Raw genomic sequence first — 17,924 nt, 5'->3', positions numbered from 1 at the left:
TGACTCATACGGTGAAGACCGGCACAGGATTGCACCAGCGATCCTTGTATTCACGGTCGGCGCGACCGAAGGAAAAGCGCAGCGGCTTGTCCAGTGCCCGCGCGTGCTCCCAGGCAGATTGCGTATTGAGGAAACTCAGGACGCTGCCGGGGCTGAATTCACGGGTTTCAGGGTCGACGCCGCCGTTGATGTACTCGACGCTGATCCACTCCGGCGCTTCGACGCGATACACCAGTTGAATGGCGATCGGTGCGTCGTTGAGGAAGATCACCGAGCCGATCAACAGCTCGCGCAACAGTTCGATGACTTCAGCCATGCGTGCTGCGCCAGTGGCCGGGAAACCCCAGCGGCGCTGGAACAGATCGCAATAAATGGCTGCCAGTTCGGCACTGGAAAAATCGCTGACCGGCCGCACCACCCCGCCTGCCTCTTCCAGCAGGCGCAGTTCGCGACGCTGGTTGTAACGAAACTTCTTCGACAGTTCTTCCGGAGTGCGGGCCATGGCCAGTTGCTCGGTCTGCAACTTGAGGCCGCTGAAGCGGTTTTCGTTGAGCGCCGACAGGTAGCGCCCGCGATGACGCAGCGGGGCCTGGGCATCGGCGGCGGCCGGCAGGATCAGCTCGGCGTTGCCGAGGTCGAACAGGCCTTTCTTGCCGTTGCGCTTGAGCACGTCCTTGGACAAGGCCAGGTCGCGGCCCCAGGTCGGGATCGCGGCTTTGACTTCGCCCTGCTGCTCCCAGGCCAGATAACGCACCGGGATACCGGCCAGATCCGCCAGGCGCTCGACGACCATGGGATGAGTCGCGACGCTACCGCCAAAACGCTGCCAGGCCTGTGCATAAGTTGAGGCGTCAACGGGCGACCAGCCACGTTCGCGCCAGCCTTGAAATCGGTTGAGCATCAGCCCCTCGGTGCCAGATCGGTAACTTGCGGCAAATGCCAGAAGGTGTCGCGTACGGCGCGGTCGGAGAAGCGCTCGCGCAGGCGGTCGAACATCATCTCGGCGCACTGACGACGCTGCTGCTCGTCCATGCCGGCCAGATGTTTCAGGCCCTGGGCCAGATGCTCGGCGTCACCCAGCGGAAACAGGATCCCGACGCCTTCGACCACTTCCTTCGCCCCGCCGCACGCCGTGGCCAGCAACGGCACGCCGGCGGCCATGGCCTCCAGCAGCACCATGCCGAACGGTTCGTGGTCGGAACTCAAGGCAAACACATCGAATGCGCGGAAATAATTACGCGCGTCCGGCACCTGGCCGAGGAACAGCACCCGATCTCCAACGCCCAGCTCACGGGCCTGCGCCTTGAGTTCATCCTCGAGACGCCCCTTGCCGAGAATCACCAGTTGGCTGTTGGCCGGCAGACCGGGCAGCGCCGCGGCAAAACCACGCAGCAGCGTGGCCTGATCCTTGTCCGGGTGCAGGCGACCGACGTTGCCGACAATGAACGCATCCGCTGAAAGACCGAGGGTCTCGCGGGCTTCGCGGGCGGACACCTGACTCATCTGCAACGCAGAGACATCGATGCGGTTGTAGAGGGTCTGGATTCGTGTCGCCGGCCATTTCGGCAGGCAGCGGCGCATGTCGTCGCGCACCGCATCGGACACGCCGAGCAGGCTCAGACGCTTGCGGAAAATGTGCGCAAAGAGTTTGCGCGAACCGCGTTTGTAATCGCCAAACGCGTGGTGCACGCCGATCACCGGCAGCGAAGTGCCGAGCAAGGCGATGTAGATCGGCTTGAAGCGATGGGCGATACAGAAACTGAAATTGCGTGAAGCGGCGATCTTGCGCAGATCGCCGATGGCGCCCAGCTTCAGGCCACGAATGGCCTTGGAGCTGTATTCCATGAACAACACTTCATCGGAGGCGCAGGCCGCGGCCACCTCGCTATCGGCAGCCCCGGTCAGAAAGACCGTGGTGACCCGATAACCGGTGCCCGCGAACAGGCTGGCGTACTGCCGCGCGCAGTCGAGGAACGGCCCGTCATAGCCGTGACAGAACTGCAGCACATGGCGTTCAGCCGAGCGTGTCATAAGCGTTTGCGCCTTCTTTGACCACCAGGATGTCTTCCATGATCAGGTACTGCAGATCCGAGCCGAAGAACATGTTCAGGGCGTCGGTCGGCGAGCAGATCATCGGTTCACCACGACGGTTGAGCGAGGTGTTCAGGGACACGCCGTTGCCGGTCAGCACTTCCAGCGCCTTCATCATGTCGTAGTAACGCGGGTTGTATTCGCGCTTGAGCACCTGGGCCCGGGAAGTACCGTCTTCGTGGACGACTTCCGGCACGCGGGTCTTCCACTCTTCAGCCACTTCGAAGGTGAAGGTCATGAACGGCGCCGGGTGGTCGATCTTGATCATCTGTGGCGCAACGGTGTCGAGCATCGACGGGCAGAAAGGCCTCCAGCGCTCGCGGAACTTGATCTGGTGGTTGATCCGGTCAGCCACGCCAGCCACGCTCGGGCAACCGATGATCGAACGACCGCCCAGCGCGCGCGGACCGAACTCCATGCGGCCCTGGAACCAGGCGACCGGGTTGCCATCGACCATGATTTTGGCGATCTGCTCCGGCATGTTGTCGAGCTTGCGCCAGGTTGGCTTGTTCTCGTGACGGGCGCACGCGGCGATCACGTCTTCGTTGCTGTACGACGGGCCGAGGTAGACGTGTTCCATCTTCTCGACCGGCACGCCACGGGCGTTGGACACATAGGCCGCTGCGCCAACCGCCGTACCGGCGTCGCCGGAGGCAGGCTGTACGAACAGTTCCTTGACGTCGTCGCGGGCGATGATTTTCTGGTTGAGCTTGACGTTCAACGCACAGCCACCGGCGTAGGCCAGCTTGCCGGTTTCCTTGAGCACGTCGCCCAGGTAGTAGTCGATCATCTGCAGCGCGATTTTTTCGAACAGCGCCTGAATGCTGGCGGCGTAGTGGATGTACGGCTCGTCGGCGATGTCGCCTTCGCGCTTCGGACCCAGCCACTCGATCAGCTTCGGCGAGAAGTAGTAACCCTTGCCCTTCTCTTTATAGCGACGCAGGCCGATCACGTTGGCGTAGTCGGTGTTGATCACCAGCTCGCCGTTCTCGAACGAGGCCAGGCGCGAGAAATCGTATTTGCTGGCGTCGCCGTACGGCGCCATGCCCATGACCTTGAACTCACCGTCGAGCATGTCGAAACCGAGGAACTCGGTGATCGCGCCGTACAGGCCGCCGAGGGAGTCCGGATCGAAGAATTCCTTGATCTTGTGGATCTTGCCGTTCTCGCCATAACCGAAGAAGGTCGTGGCGTATTCGCCCTTGCCGTCGATGCCGAGGATCGCGGTTTTCTCTTTGAAACCCGAGCAGTGGTAGGCGCTGGAAGCGTGGGCCAGGTGGTGTTCAACCGGCTCGATCTTGATTTTCTTCGGATCGAAGCCCAGTTGTTCCAGGCACCAGACGATTTTGTTGCGATAGCGCTTGTAGCGACGGTTGCCCATCAGGATCGCGTCGAGTGCGCGGTCCGGGGCGTACCAGTAACGCTTGGCGTACTGCCAGCGCGCCTTGCCGAAAATGCTGATCGGGGCGAACGGAATCGCGACCACGTCAACGTCGGACGGCTTGATGCCTGCCTGCTCCAGGCAGAACTTCGCCGATTCGTAGGGCATGCGGTTCTTTGCATGTTTATCGCGTACGAAGCGCTCTTCCTCAGCCGCCGCGACCAGCTTGCCGTCGATGTACAAGGCTGCTGAAGGATCATGGCTAAGGGCGCCGGACAGGCCAAGAATCGTCAATGCCACAGGGGTCTAGCCTCTTTAGTCTGCATTCAGGCGCGATGCGCCTTGAAAAATGATGTGCCCTCGCACCGGGCGAGAGACAGCTAAAGGGCGGGATTATAGCGTAAACGTGGCGGGAATGACCCTGTGCGAATTGCCCCATGTCGTTCAACCCACAGAACCCTTGTCCATGGGCCTATCCACGGCTTGGCCGCCAATAAACACTGATATTCCCGTCCACCGCCTGGCGATAGATCGTATACGGCAGAAAAACCGTGTCGAACACACCGGACAGGGTCAGGTCGAGCAGGACGACCGGTACCAGAATACCGGTAGGATCAGGGGGCGCGTGCAGCAGGCAAAAATCATGGGCGAGCCCGCTGTAGATGCGCGGAATCGACTGGCAGTAGGTCTTCTGTTTGCGCAGGCTGCGCGTAGCAGCCTCGTCGCCCTGCAGCACAGTGACGGCGGTGCCGCAGCCGGCCAGTGCAAGGGAAAATGCGCCGATAGTGATAGCCGTTTTGATGGTCAAGATTTGCCCTCCGGGAACGTCGGGGCAAACTAACATCGGGATTTTGCGGGGGGCAGTTCATGGGTTCCGGAAAGGCCGTAGGACAAGTCACAAGGATTTGTCGCTACAACCCTCACCCGATTTCAACAGCAGAAATGTCTTACACGCTGACGAAAATAATCACGCAGCGCCCGCTACATCCTTGGGCAAACGCTGATCAATCACCTGATACAGCGCACTGTTCTCAGGCCAGTTACGCATGAACCGCGCGCGATCCCGGGCATAGGCCGGGGCGAAGCTGCCCAGCGAGCCGTGCTGGCACATCGAATCCAGATCGATCAGTGCCCAGCGGTCTTCCTGCCAGAACAGGTTATGCCCTTTGAAGTCGCCATGGCTGATGCGTTCGGCGATCAGCCGTGCAAACAACTGATCCAGCGCCTGCAACTCGGCTTCCGGCGCCTCGCCACTTTCGACGTACGGCGCAAAGCGCTCGATGATGTCGGGTCCGGCGAGGTGCTCGGTGATCAGATAGGCCTTGCTGCGCAGCCAGAAAAACCGGGTTTCCAGCACCGCCAGCGGTTTTGGCGTGGCGATGCCAAGGAACGCCAGGCGATTGCCTTCACGCCAGGAATGCCAGGCGCGGCTTGGACGCCAGAAGCGCTTGAGCCAATGGGCAAAATTCTTGATGTTGTAACGCTTGATCACCAGCGCACGCCCGGCAACCTCGACCTTGCCGACACTGGCCGCGCCGCCGGTCTTGTACAGATGCCCCTGATCGAGCAAGGCATCGGCCTGCTCCAGCACCGGCAGCATCGCGGCCTCTTCCTCGCGGCGAATCGAGCGCAGAGCAAATGCGCCGCGCTTGACGCTGAACAGCGTGCATTCACGACCGACCTTGATCAGGTAATCCCTCAAGCGCCAGGCGCGCACCTTGTCGATCTGCTTTTGCAGGGCTTCCAGCGGCAGCGCGTGCTCGCTGTTGCTCAGCAGGTAATACACCAGCAATTCTTCGGTGAACGGCTCAAGCGACTTGGGCAACTGGGCGAAGAACACCCCGAGGTTTTCCAGCACTTTCTGCCGGGACAACGGCTGGCCGGCGTTTTCGGCGCAGATACCCGCGCCATCGATCAGATACAGCTGACCGCCGTGGCGCAACAGGTTGTCCAGGTGCAGGTCTTCCTGCCACAGGCCTTTGCCGTGCAACTGACCGATGGCACCAAGCGCTTCGGCCAGCACCGCCGATTGTTCGTCGGCCAGCACCGGCAGGGATTCGACCTTGCTCCAGGCATCGCCCAGACTCTCGGCGCCTTCAAGGAACTCGAACAGCAACCAGCCGCCTTCGCCGTCCTTCAGGCCGTCGGCCAGCAGCAACGGCGTGGTCATGCCCTGAGCGGCGAGCAGCTTCACACCCTCCAGTTCACGCTGAAAGTGCCGCGCCGCTTTGCTACCGACCAGCAATTTGGCCAGCACCGCACGCCCGCGCCACACACCGGCACCGACGTAACGCTGCCCCGGCAACACCCGCAGCAGGCTGAGCAATTGCAGATCTGCCGCTCCGGCTGCATCGGCCAGCGAAACCGTCAGCGGCAGACTGGGCGTGCGCCCGGCATTTTTCAGGTCGGACAACTGCATCAGCGGGTCTCCTTGCGACTGCGCCGCGCGGTCAGCCGCGTGACCCAGCTGTCGACCAGCGAACTGTCCGTCGATTGATCGAGATACGCCGCCAGCAGCTCACGCAATTGCGCTTCGCTCCACTCCGGCGCACGGCGCAGCAGCGGCTCCAGATCCTTGACCCGATCACGCATACCGAACAGCAACGGCCGAGTCTTTTCCAGATCGATCAACTGCGCCTGATAGCCGTCGCCCTCGGCACGCAGGAAAATGTGCTTGGGATAAAAGCAGCCGTGCACCTGGCGCATGCCGTGGAGATGGCGCGCCAACAGTCCGCAAGACTTGAGAATCGCCGACTGCTGCGCGGCATCGAGGTCCGACCAGCGCTGCAGCAACGAATCGAGATCGTCCCAGCCGTCCAGCGCGCGGGTCAGCAGGATCGCACGGACTTCACCATTGACTTTGCGCTCACCGAAGAACGCCGCCTGCAACGCCGGAATGCCGAGTTTGTTGTAACGACTGATGTTGCGAAATTCCCGGGCGAACGTCGGCTCGCCGAAGGGTGCGTGCAACGTGCGGGTCAGGTAATTGCACTGGCGCTTGAGGTAATAGCCATGCCCTTCCAGGTCCAGACGAAACACGCTGCTCCAGCCGCCGCCATCAGTGTTGGGCTCATCCACGGCGTCGAGCTGCTTGGACCACAGCGCATCGAACGTGCCGAGACCGTGGCGCTCCAGCAGCGCACGGTCTTCAGCGGACAGAAAATCAGTCATTCGCGTCCCTCGAAAAATCTCACCACGTGGCGAATCCGTTGCTTGTCGGCGGCATTCAGCCGGTCACGCTGGCGGTATTGCAGGTAGAAGCGCAGGCGCTGGGTGTTCGACAGGTGATACTTGGCCACCTTGTCGAGGCAGGCCAGATCCTTGGTGATCCGGTACTTGAGCCAGAAGCCACGCCAGAAATCGCCGTTCGGGCAGTCGATCAGAAACAGCTGCGCCTGATCGTCGATCAGCAGGTTGCGCCACTTCAGATCGTTATGGGTAAAGCGGTGGTCGTGCATGACCCGGGTGTAACCGGCCAACTGCCGGCTGACGCCGTCGACCCAGGCGCGATCCTTGAGCTTGGGATCGTTGCGTTCGGCCAGCGCCGACAGGTCTTCGGTGCGCGGCAGCTCACGGGTGATCATCGCCCCGCGATCGTAGGCCATGCCGTTGCGCTCCAGGCCCCACGCCACCACTTCGGCAGTGGGAATGCCCCACTTGGCGAAGCGCTTGAGGTTCTGCCATTCCATCTTCACCCGGGGCTTGCCCAGATAACGCCGCAAGCCTTTGCCGGCGCCGACGTAGCGCTTGATGTAATAATTGACGCCATTGAGCTGCACGCGAATGACTTCGGACAAAGGATCGCGGGTCAGGCGCTCGCCCTGAAGGGCGAATACCGCTTCGAGGCTACCGAAGTGTTGTGCAAGATCGCTGTATTCAGGCTCCAGATTCCAACCCGCCATCAGAGCGCATCCCCGTAACGCTGCTTGCGCGCGTAGAGCTTGTTGGCCTTGCCTTCAAGCCAGCTCAGCAACGGCGCTTCTTCGGCCAGGATCCGGCGCAGCGGTTGCTGAAAATAGCCTTTGAGAAAACGCAGCTTGTCGCGACGGGTCAGGCCGATGTCCAGCGCGGAAAAGTACAGCGCCGCCAGATCCTTGTTGCGCCAGCGCTGGGTGATCGCCGGGCGGGTCTGGGCACGGTGCAGGTCGATCACCGAAAGTTTGAAATCTTCGGGAGTGACCGGTTTGTCGGTGTGCAGCAGAAAGTGGCAGATGTAGCAGTCGCGGTGGTTGACCCCGGCGCGGTGCATCATGCCGGTCATGCGCGCAACCTCGGCGATCAGCGCCCGCTTGAGTTTCGGCTGCGGCGGTTGCTTGACCCAGTCGATGCTGAAGTCTTCGAGACTGATGGTCGGCGCCAGCTCTTCGGTAACGATGAACGAATGCTGATCCGCCGGGTTGCTGCCCTTCTCGCCGTACGCGACGGCGGTCATGGTCGGCACGCCGACTTCCTGCAAGCGCTGGATGGCTTTCCATTCCTGGCCCGCGCCGAGTACCGGCAGCTTGGCGGTCAGCAGGTTCTTGAAGATCTCGCCCCAGCCGATACCCCGGTGGATCTTGACGAAAAAGCCATTGCCGTCGACTTCCGTGCGCAAAGTCCTGCGAGCTTCCAGCTCGCGGTACACCTCGCCCTGCAAGCCTTCGACTTCCACGAACGCATCGCGGCCAGCCCACAGGCTCTTGAACGGTTCAGCCAGCATCAACTTCATTTAAGCGTGCTCCGCCAGAATCACATCGGCCGCGTGCTGCGGCATGCTGTAGAGGTCGGCCGTCTCGGCGAAGGCCAGACCGTTGCGGCTCCAGGCCGCCCGTGCAGCGTCGTCGTTCAACATGTCCGTCAGGTATTGCGTCAGTTGCGCCTGATCGAACGGCTCGTCCAGCACTCGCCCGGCGTCGGCCTCGGCGATGTAATGGGCGTAACCGCAGACTGCGCTGACCAGCACCGGCAACCCGGCGACCAGCGCTTCAAGCAGCACCGTACCGGTGTTTTCGTTGTACGCCGGGTGGATCAACAGATCGGCGCCGAGCAGGAAACGCGGGATATCGCTGCGCCCCTTGAGGAACGTCACGTTGTCGCCCAGGCCCAGCGTCGCACTCTGCATCTGGAACAATTTGGGGTCATCCTGGCCGATTACAAACAGCCGGGTGCGTTTCTTCAGCTCGGCAGGCAAGGCGGCCAGCGCTTTGAGGCTGCGATCGACACCCTTGGTCTTGAACCCGGAACCGATCTGCACCAGCAGCAGTTCGTCGTCCTTCAGATTGAATTCGGCGCGGAAACCGGCGCGAATCTGGTCGGCATCCGCCGGACGGCGACGATCCTGGGCAATGCCCGGCGGCAGCAGGTGGAAGCGTTCCAGCGGCGTGTCGTAATACTTGATGAACAGCGGCTGCTGCACTTCGGAAATCATCAGCACTTCAGTCTTCGCATCCTTGGCGAACACCGCGCGCTCGTATTCAGCGAAGTGGCGATAACGGCCCCAGCGGCGATACAGGGAATTGCGCAGGTTCTGCGCCTTGTCTTCGAAGCAGCCGTCGGCGGCGTAGTAGACGTCCAGCCCCGGCATTTTGTTGAAGCCGATCAGGCGATCCACTGGACGCTTGGCCAGGTCCGCTTCCATCCACGCGCTGAGCTTTTCATTGCGCCGGTGATTGAAGAACGCCTTGACCGGCGCCACCAGCACTTCGAAACCGGGCGGCACGTCGCCTTCCCAGATCAGGGTGTAGACGCGAATTTGATGGCCGCGCTTCTGGCATTCGAGGGCGATGCGCATGAAGTCGCGCTGCAAACCGCCGAACGGGAAATACTTGTACAGGACAAAAGCCAATTGCATCAGCGCAGCTCCTCAGCCATCAACAACGTGCTCAGTCGGCTGGCAACACGCTCGGGATTCAGACGCGTGAAGCACAGAGGCCACTCGCGTTTCAGGTCAAACTGACCGGCATCCTGCGCGGTCGGTTGATACGTACATTTCTTTTGCAGGCACGGCGCGCACGGGAAATCGCTGCCGAGGTGAATCTGCAACTTGCCGTAGGCGCCGGTCAGGCCGGGATTGGTCGGGCCGAACAGGGAAATCGTCGGCACATCGAGTGCCGCGGCCAGATGACCAAGACCGGTGTCCACCGCGACGCAGGCCTGGGCACCGGCCAGCACCTTGCCGACCCCGGCCAGGTTCAGTTTCGGCAGCACTTCGGCGTGTTTGAAACCGGCGGCGATGCGCTCGGCCCGGGCCTTCTCCAGTGGGTTGCCCCACGGCAACTTGATCCCGACGCCGAGGTAGCCGACCCGTTCGGTCAGCTCGCGCCAGTAGGCTTCCGGCCAGTGTTTGGTGTCCCAAGTGGTGCCATGCAGGAACACCACGTAAGCATTTTTGCGCGGCAGCTCGACCAGACGCTCGACGTTGAGGCCGTAATCGCCCAGGCCTTTGGGCAAGTCGTAACCCAAAGCAATGGCGAACAACTGGCGCACGCGCTCGACGGCGTGCTGCCCACGGGCCACCGCCAGTTTGCGGTCATAAAAGCGCGCGGCGATCGGCTCGCGGGCCGAGCCCTTGTCGAGACCGGCCACCGGGGCTTTGACGTAGCGGGTCAGCCAGGCGCTTTTCAGCAAGCCCTGAGCGTCGATCACCAGGTCATATTTGTTCGCCCGAACGGACTGTTTGAAGCGCTTCCATTCGCCGCCGGTGATGGTTTTCCAGATATTTTTGCGCCAGCGGCGGATCGCCACCGGAATCACTTTGCCTACGGCCGGGTGCCAGGTCGGAATCTCGGCGAAACCCTCTTCCACCACCCAGTCGAACCTGATCCCGGGAATCGCCCGGGCGGCGTCGGTCAGCGCCGGCAACGCGTGAATCACGTCGCCCAGCGATGAAGTCTTGATCAGCAATACCCGCAAGTTAATGAACCTCGACCACAGAGCCCTGCAAGCGCTGCAAGGCATCGTTGACCGCGTCCGGCATCAGCTGGCGCAGGCAGTTGTAATGGCCGAAACGGCAAGTGCGGTCGAAGCAAGGGCTGCAATCGAGGCCCAGACGGACGATTTCCACGTGCTCGGCCAGCGGCGGGGTGAAACCCGGCGAGGTCGACCCGTAGACCGCCACCAACGGACGATTCAGCGCGGCGGCCACATGCATCAGGCCGGAATCGTTGGAGACCACCGAGTCGGCGCAGGACATCAGGTCGATGGCCTCGGCCAGCGAAGTGCCGCCGCTCAGATTCACCGACTCTTCACGCAGACCCGGAATCAGCCGCGCGCGGATGTCTTCGCCGACCGCGTGATCGTTCTTCGAACCGAACAGCCAGACCTGCCAGCCTTCACGGATGCGCGCCTCGGCGACCTTGGCATAATGCTCAGACGGCCAGCGCTTGGCTTCACCGAATTCGGCGCCGGGGCACAACACCAGCACCGGACGGTCGAGGGTCAGGCCGAACTTGGCCAATGCGGCCTCGCGGGTCACCGGGTCGATTTGCAGGCTCGGGCGCGGATAGGGTTTCGGCAGTTCGGCGTTCGGTTCAAACGCCAGCGCCATGAAACGCTCGATCATCAGCGGATAACGTTCTTTATCCAGCGTGCGCACGTCATTGAGCAGGCCGTAGCGGAATTCGCCGCGCCAGCCGGTGCGTTTCGGAATGCCGGCGAAGAACGGCACCAGTGCCGACTTCAAGGAGTTCGGCAACAGGATCGCCTGGTCGTACTGGCCGGCCAGGGATTTGCCGATCCGCCGACGGGTCGCCAGCTCCAGCGCGCCGTGGCCGAGCGGGAAGCTCAAGGCCTTGCGCACTTCGGGCATGCGTTCGAGGATCGGCCGGCTCCACTCCGGGGCCAGCACGTCGATTTCGCACTGCGGGTGGCGCTGCTTGAGACACTGAAACAGTGTCTGCGCCATCACCATGTCACCGACCCAACTGGGCCCAACGATCAGAATATTCATGTGGTTTCCATAAACGAACCGGGGAGGCTTTACGCCTCCCCGTCTCGAGAATCAGCTTAGCCCCAGCTCACGCCAGATCCGCATCACCTGCCGCCGTTCGTCCGCGAACTGATCGCCCGGTATCACCCCGGCGTCCTTCTGCAAGGCCTGCCGGTGGGCGGCGGAACGATAGGCCTTGTAGGCCTCGCGCAACAGGCTGGCGTCTTCGGCCGGCATCAGCCCTTCGTGTTCAAGCTCTTCCAGAATGCGGATATTGTCCGTCCAGCGCAGCAACGCCGGGTGGGTCTGCGACCACGCCAGGGCCGCGTATTGCACCATAAATTCAATATCGACGATACCTCCGGCGTCCTGCTTGAGGTCGAACGGCGCCGTGGCCTCGAAGGCATTCGCCCCGGTACCGGCGGCGGTGCTCTTGCTGCCGAGGTTGTCGCGCATCTTGGCGCGCATCTCGCTCACTTCCTGTTGCAGTTTCGCCAGATCCCGCGCCTTGCCCAGCACCTGGGCCCGGACGTTCTCGAAGGCCTGGCCGACATCCTTGCTGCCCACCAGCACCCGGGCCCGTACCAGCGCCTGATGTTCCCAGGTCCAGGCTTCATTTTCCTGATAGCGCGCAAACGCGCCGAGCGAACTGACCAGCAGCCCGGACGCCCCGGACGGACGCAGGCGCATGTCCACTTCGTACAGCTGACCGGAGTTGGTCTGCGCCGTCAGCAAGTGAATGATCCGCTGGCCGAGCCGGGTGAAGAATTGCGTGCCATCGATCGGTTTCGGGCCATCGGTTTCGGCCTGCTGATCACCATCGTGGATGAACACCAGATCCAGATCCGAACCATGCCCCAACTCGATCCCGCCGACTTTCCCATAACCGACAATGATGAAGCCGGGATCGCACAGCGTGCCGTCGGTGCGCAGCGGCGTGCCGTACTTGGCCACGGTCTGACGCCAGGCCAGGGCCAGCACTTGCTCAAGAATTGCTTCGGCCAGCCAGGTCAGGTAATCGCTGACTTTCATCAACGGCAGGCTGCCGGCGATTTCCGAGGCGGCGACGCGCAAGCGGTGCGCCAGTTTGAAATGACGCAGGGCTTCCATCTGTTGTTCGAGGTCGTCTTCCGGGATCCGGGTCAGGCGCTCGCGCAATTCGGCGGCAAGTTCCGGCGCCAGCGGCGGCTTGAACAGCCGGCCTTCGTTGAGCAGTTCATCCAGCAGCAGCGGGAAACGGGTGATCTGCTCGGCGATCCACGGGCTGGCGGCGCACAGCGTCAGCAAACGCCGCAGCGCGCCGGGATTTTCGGTCAGCAACACCAGGTATGCCGAACGCCGGGCCACCGCTTCGACCAGCGGCAGAACCCGCTCCAGCACCAGATCGGGATTTTCATGCTCCACCGCCTGGGCCAGCAGGCGCGGAATAAAGGCATCGAGACGCTCGCGTCCCAAACGCTGCATCGCCCGCAACTGCGGGCTGGCGCGCAGGCTCGCCAGTGCTTTCAAGGCCTTGGTCGCGTCAGCGAAACCGCCCTCCTCCAACTGGCGACAGGCCGCCTCTTCGTCCTGCGCCTCTTCCCACAGCGGCAGCCATTCACCGCCGACCACCACTTCACTCTCAACGCCTTCGTCCTCATCGGGATCGGCGATCACTTGCGCGAAGTGCCAGGCCACGCGGCCGCGCCAGAACATCAGCTTCTCGTGGAACGCATCCCAGTCGGAAAAACCGAGCATGAATGCGATACGCGCCTGATCCTGAGCGCTGTCCGGCAGCATCTGGGTCTGGCGGTCGGCGATCGCCTGGATCGCGTGTTCGGTGTAACGCAGGAATTCGTAACCTTCGCGCAGCTCGCTGATCACCGCCGGCGGCAGATAGCCCTGCCCTTCGAGCGTACTCAACACCTTTAATAGAGGGCGCTGCTGCAGACTCAGGTCGCGACCGCCGTGAATCAGTTGAAAGGCCTGGGCGATGAACTCGACTTCACGGATACCGCCGGAGCCAAGCTTGATGTTGTCGGCCATGCCCTTGCGCCGCACTTCCTGCTGGATCAGCTGCTTCATGGTGCGCAGCGCTTCGATCGCCGAGAAGTCCAGATAGCGCCGGTACACGAACGGCCGCAGCATTTCCTGCAACTGCTCGCCCGCCACATGATCGCCCGCTACCACCCGCGACTTGATCATCGCGTAGCGTTCCCAGTCGCGGCCCTGATCCTGGTAATACTGCTCCAGCGCATTGAAGCTCAGCACCAGCGCGCCGGACGATCCGTATGGGCGCAGGCGCATGTCGACGCGGAACACGAAACCGTCGACGGTGATAGGGTCGAGAGCCTTGATCAGGCGCTGGCCGAGACGAATGAAGAATTCCTGGTTGTCCAGCGGGCGCTTCACGCCGACGGTTTCGCCGCCCTCGGGGTAGGCGAAGATCAGGTCGATGTCCGAAGACAGGTTCAGCTCGACCGCGCCGAGCTTGCCCATGCCGAGGATGACCATTTGCTGCGGTTCGCCGCTGCGTCGGCCGGTCGGCGTGCCGAACTGGTCGCAATGGCGGCGGTACAACCATTGATAGGCCTGATCGATGCTGGCGTCGGCCATGTCCGAGAGATCGCGGCAGGTCTGCACCAGATCCGCCTGGCGGTTGAGGTCGCGCCAGATGATCCGCACCTGATGCCGGGTGCGCTGGCGACGCAGGACGCGGCCCAACTCATCTTCGGTCTGCGCAGTGCTCACCGCCTCTGCAATCTGCCCACACAACTCGCCGCGGGCGAACGGCCGGTCCAGTTCGCCGGACTGCACCAGCGACAACAACATGAATGGGTCACGAACGCTCTGTTCAATGACGAAATCGCTGGCGGCGCTGACGCGGGCGAACTGCGCCCAGCGTTCCGGCGTCCAGGACGAGAAGCCGTGATCGTCTTCCAGTTGCGCGACAGCCGCACGGAACGACTGCTCCGATCGGCTGACCAACGGCAGGAGAATGGCGGGCAGTTCGGCAAGCGCGGGCAGGGTCATGGTCTATCCTTGATCGGCGTGTAAATAGCCGCTTGTAGTGATGATTGAAAAACCGCTACGCGAAGGACTGTCGAACAAAAGTGAGAAATAGCTGAAATTTCTTTTTCTTTGGCAGCCAGCATCAAACTTTCACCTTTTTCGGATGGCCAAAGACCAACCTTAACGATTATTCTCACAACGCAGTCGGAGGCCACAAGCCTTTCATCTGTAGTTTTACTACTCGTCTATACATTCGAAAGGCTGAAATGCCGGATGATTTGTAGTAAAACTACACGCCGCCGGAACAACCTGTCGGCAATCCAAGAATTTTAAATCGTCTGCCCACAAGGCCAGTCGCAAACTCAGGCAACCGATTCTGGAAGCCTTTCCGCCCTGGAGCAAGCCATGCAAGACCTCGATCCCGTCGAAACCCAGGAATGGCTGGACGCCCTGGAATCGGTTCTCGACAAAGAAGGCGAAGACCGTGCTCACTATCTGATGACCCGTATGGGTGAACTGGCAACCCGCAGCGGTTCGCAGCTCCCTTACGCCATCACCACGCCTTACCGCAACACGATCCCCGTTACCCACGAAGCACGCATGCCTGGCGACCTGTTCATGGAACGCCGCATTCGCTCGCTGGTACGCTGGAACGCGATGGCCATGGTAATGCGTACGAACCTGAAAGATTCTGACCTGGGTGGTCACATCTCCAGCTTCGCTTCCAGTGCGACCCTGTACGACATCGGCTTCAACTACTTCTTCCAGGCCCCGACCGACGAACACGGCGGCGACCTGATCTACTTCCAGGGCCACACCTCGCCAGGCGTTTATGCCCGTGCATTCATGGAAGGCCGCATCACCGAAGACCAGATGAACAACTTCCGCCAGGAAGTCGACGGTCAGGGCCTGTCGTCCTACCCGCACCCTTGGCTGATGCCTGACTTCTGGCAGTTCCCGACCGTTTCGATGGGGCTGGGCCCGATCCAGGCGATCTACCAGGCTCGCTTCATGAAGTACCTGGAACACCGCGGTTTCATTCAGCCGGGCAAACAGAAAGTCTGGTGCTTCCTGGGCGACGGCGAGTGCGACGAGCCGGAATCCCTGGGCGCCATCTCCCTGGCCGGCCGCGAGAAGCTGGACAACCTGATCTTCGTCATCAACTGCAACCTGCAGCGCCTCGACGGCCCGGTTCGCGGCAACGGCAAGATCATCCAGGAACTCGAAGGCGTGTTCCGCGGTGCTCAGTGGAACGTGACCAAAGTCATCTGGGGCCGTTTCTGGGACCCACTGCTGGCCAAAGACGTCGACGGCATCCTGCAACGTCGCATGGACGAAGTCATCGACGGCGAGTACCAGAACTACAAAGCCAAAGACGGCGCATTCGTGCGCGAACACTTCTTCAACACGCCAGAACTCAAGGCGATGGTTGCAGACCTGTCCGACGACGAGATCTGGAAACTCAACCGTGGCGGCCACGACCCGTACAAGGTCTACGCGGCATACCACGAAGCGGTCAACCACAAAGAACAACCGACCGTCATCCTGGCCAAGACCATCAAGGGTTACGGTACCGGTGCGGGCGAAGCGAAGAACACCGCGCACAACACCAAGAAAGTCGACGTCGACAGCCTGAAGCTGTTCCGCGACCGCTTCGACATCCCGGTGAAAGACGAAGAGCTGGAAAACCTGCCGTTCTTCAAGCCAGAGCCAAACAGCGCCGAAGCCCGTTACCTGGCCGAGCGTCGCGCCGCATTGGGTGGTTTCGTGCCTCAGCGTCGCGCCCAGAGCTTCAGCGTACCGACTCCGGATCTGGACACCCTCAAGGCGATCCTCGACGGTTCCGGCGACCGTGAAATTTCCACCACCATGGCCTTCGTGCGGATCCTCGCGCAACTGGTCAAGGACAAGGAAATCGGCCCGCGCATCGTTCCGATCATCCCGGACGAAGCCCGTACCTTCGGTATGGAAGGCATGTTCCGCCAACTGGGCATCTACTCGTCCGTCGGCCAGCTCTACGAGCCAGTCGATAAAGACCAGGTGATGTTCTACAAGGAAGACCAGAAAGGTCAGATCCTTGAAGAAGGCATCAACGAAGCAGGCGCCATGAGTTCCTTCATCGCCGCCGGTACTTCGTACTCCAGCCACAACCAGCCAATGCTGCCGTTCTACATCTTCTACTCGATGTTCGGCTTCCAGCGTATCGGCGATCTGGCCTGGGCTGCCGGCGACAGCCGCACCCGTGGCTTCCTGATCGGCGGCACCGCCGGCCGTACCACCCTGAACGGTGAAGGCCTGCAGCACGAAGACGGTCACAGCCACCTGCTGGCTGCCACCATCCCGAACTGCCGCACCTACGATCCGACCTACGGCTACGAGCTGGCGGTGATCATTCAGGACGGCATGAAGAAGATGACCGAAGAGCAACAGGACATCTTCTATTACATCACCGTGATGAACGAGTCCTACCAGCAGCCAGCCATGCCGGCCGGTGCCGAAGAAGGCATCAAGAAAGGCATGTACCTGCTCGAAGAAGACACCCGCGATGCGGCGCATCACGTACAGCTGATGGGCTCCGGCACCATCCTGCGTGAAGTCCGTGAAGCGGCGAAGATTCTGCGTGAAGAGTTCAACATCGGCGCCGATGTGTGGAGCGTCACCAGCTTCAACGAACTGCGTCGCGACGGCCTGGCCGTAGAGCGAAGCAACCGTCTGAAACCTGGCCAGAAGCCTAAGCGCAGCTACGTCGAAGAATGCCTGAGCGGCCGTAAGGGTCCGGTCATCGCCTCTACCGACTACATGAAACTGTTCGCCGAGCAGATCCGTCAGTGGGTACCGTCCAAGGAATTCAAAGTCCTGGGCACCGACGGTTTCGGCCGTAGCGACAGCCGCAAGAAACTGCGTCATTTCTTCGAAGTCGACCGTCATTTCGTGGTGTTGGCAGCCCTGGAAGCACTGGCTGACCGTGGTGATATCGAACCTAAAGTCGTGGCCGAGGCCATTACCAAGTTCGGCATCGACCCGGAAAAACGCAACCCACTGGACTGCTGAGGAGAAACTCTGTGAGCGAACTCATTCGCGTACCTGACATCGGCAGCGGTGAAGGTGAAGTAATCGAACTGTTTGTGAAGGTCGGCGACCGTATCGAAGCCGACCAGAGCATCCTGACTCTGGAATCGGACAAGGCCAGCATGGAAGTGCCGGCCCCGAAGGCCGGCGTCATCAAAAGCCTGAAAGTGAAGCTGGGCGATCGCCTGAAGGAAGGCGACGAACTGCTGGAACTGGAAGTCGAGGGCGCCGCGCAAGCGGCCCCTGCTCCGGCTGCTGCGCCTGCCGCCAAGGCCGAAGCTGCACCGGCCGCCGCTCCTGCACCGGCTGCTCCGGCCGCTGCCCCTGCTGCCGCTTCGGTTCAGCAAGTGCACGTGCCGGATATCGGTTCGTCGGGCAAGGCCCAGATCATCGAGATCCAGGTCAAGGTCGGCGACACTGTCGAGGCTGATCAGTCGCTGATCACCCTGGAATCCGACAAGGCGAGCATGGAAATCCCGTCGCCTG

At 61.6% G+C, this 17,924-nt stretch carries 15 protein-coding genes; 2 read left to right on the top strand and 13 right to left on the bottom strand.

Annotated elements, in window-relative coordinates:
• Positions 1 to 4: 4 nt before the first annotated feature.
• The 13 genes from ACODTD_RS26085 to ACODTD_RS26025 form a co-directional block, all read right to left on the bottom strand.
• Positions 5 to 901, bottom strand: a complete 897-nt coding sequence (locus tag ACODTD_RS26085; RefSeq protein WP_011332140.1) for an antimicrobial resistance protein Mig-14 — start codon at positions 899 to 901, stop codon at positions 5 to 7.
• Entirely contained in the window at positions 901 to 2,031 is a 1,131-nt protein-coding gene (locus ACODTD_RS26080; RefSeq protein WP_011332139.1) for a glycosyltransferase, read from the bottom strand. Before ACODTD_RS26080 ends, ACODTD_RS26085 begins: the two co-directional genes overlap by 1 nt.
• The gene (locus tag ACODTD_RS26075) at positions 2,015 to 3,772 is read right to left on the bottom strand and encodes a carbamoyltransferase family protein (RefSeq protein WP_007952261.1); all 1,758 of its coding nucleotides are present in this window, start codon (positions 3,770 to 3,772) and stop codon (positions 2,015 to 2,017) included. Before ACODTD_RS26075 ends, ACODTD_RS26080 begins: the two co-directional genes overlap by 17 nt.
• A 172-nt stretch (positions 3,773 to 3,944) precedes the next feature.
• Complete coding sequence (locus tag ACODTD_RS26070; RefSeq protein ID WP_489105354.1) at positions 3,945 to 4,280, bottom strand: YceK/YidQ family lipoprotein; 336 nt, start codon at positions 4,278 to 4,280, stop codon at positions 3,945 to 3,947.
• A 159-nt stretch (positions 4,281 to 4,439) separates the two neighbouring features.
• The gene (locus ACODTD_RS26065; protein WP_011332137.1) at positions 4,440 to 5,891 is read right to left on the bottom strand and encodes a lipopolysaccharide kinase InaA family protein; all 1,452 of its coding nucleotides are present in this window, start codon (positions 5,889 to 5,891) and stop codon (positions 4,440 to 4,442) included.
• Positions 5,891 to 6,643 (bottom strand): lipopolysaccharide kinase InaA family protein, encoded by a 753-nt coding sequence (locus ACODTD_RS26060; protein WP_011332136.1) that lies wholly within the window; start codon positions 6,641 to 6,643, stop codon positions 5,891 to 5,893. Before ACODTD_RS26060 ends, ACODTD_RS26065 begins: the two co-directional genes overlap by 1 nt.
• Positions 6,640 to 7,374 carry a lipopolysaccharide kinase InaA family protein gene (locus tag ACODTD_RS26055; RefSeq protein ID WP_201817184.1) on the bottom strand — a complete coding sequence of 245 codons (735 nt, stop codon included), beginning with the start codon at positions 7,372 to 7,374 and terminating at the stop codon, positions 6,640 to 6,642. Before ACODTD_RS26055 ends, ACODTD_RS26060 begins: the two co-directional genes overlap by 4 nt.
• Positions 7,374 to 8,180 carry a lipopolysaccharide core heptose(I) kinase RfaP gene (rfaP, locus tag ACODTD_RS26050; protein WP_201817182.1) on the bottom strand — a complete coding sequence of 269 codons (807 nt, stop codon included), beginning with the start codon at positions 8,178 to 8,180 and terminating at the stop codon, positions 7,374 to 7,376. The genes ACODTD_RS26055 and rfaP overlap by 1 nt, the downstream gene beginning before the upstream one ends.
• Positions 8,181 to 9,302 carry a glycosyltransferase family 4 protein gene (locus tag ACODTD_RS26045; protein WP_285357157.1) on the bottom strand — a complete coding sequence of 374 codons (1,122 nt, stop codon included), beginning with the start codon at positions 9,300 to 9,302 and terminating at the stop codon, positions 8,181 to 8,183.
• Entirely contained in the window at positions 9,302 to 10,363 is a 1,062-nt protein-coding gene (gene waaC / locus ACODTD_RS26040; RefSeq protein WP_489105353.1) for a lipopolysaccharide heptosyltransferase I, read from the bottom strand. The genes ACODTD_RS26045 and waaC overlap by 1 nt, the downstream gene beginning before the upstream one ends.
• A gap of 1 nt (position 10,364) precedes the next feature.
• Positions 10,365 to 11,399, bottom strand: a complete 1,035-nt coding sequence (gene waaF, locus ACODTD_RS26035; protein WP_011332131.1) for a lipopolysaccharide heptosyltransferase II — start codon at positions 11,397 to 11,399, stop codon at positions 10,365 to 10,367.
• A gap of 51 nt (positions 11,400 to 11,450) precedes the next feature.
• Positions 11,451 to 14,390, bottom strand: a complete 2,940-nt coding sequence (glnE, locus tag ACODTD_RS26030) for a bifunctional [glutamate--ammonia ligase]-adenylyl-L-tyrosine phosphorylase/[glutamate--ammonia-ligase] adenylyltransferase (RefSeq protein WP_489105352.1) — start codon at positions 14,388 to 14,390, stop codon at positions 11,451 to 11,453.
• Positions 14,387 to 14,512: a hypothetical protein gene (locus ACODTD_RS26025; protein ID WP_255261909.1), complete on the bottom strand. Its 126-nt coding sequence runs from the start codon at positions 14,510 to 14,512 to the stop codon at positions 14,387 to 14,389. Before ACODTD_RS26025 ends, glnE begins: the two co-directional genes overlap by 4 nt.
• 262 nt (positions 14,513 to 14,774) lie before the next feature.
• On the opposite strand from ACODTD_RS26025, the gene aceE reads away from it, so the two are divergent.
• Together aceE and ACODTD_RS26015 are read left to right on the top strand one after the other, a co-directional pair.
• Positions 14,775 to 17,420, top strand: coding sequence for a pyruvate dehydrogenase (acetyl-transferring), homodimeric type (aceE, locus tag ACODTD_RS26020; protein WP_011332129.1), 2,646 nt, complete (start codon positions 14,775 to 14,777; stop codon positions 17,418 to 17,420).
• A gap of 11 nt (positions 17,421 to 17,431) precedes the next feature.
• Positions 17,432 to 17,924, top strand: a 493-nt coding sequence (locus tag ACODTD_RS26015; RefSeq protein WP_489105351.1) for a biotin/lipoyl-containing protein, incomplete at its 3' end; no start/stop codon positions are given.

This window comes from Pseudomonas sp. FG35 (assembly GCF_057809295.1).
This window is presented reverse-complemented; position numbering and strand designations above follow the sequence as displayed.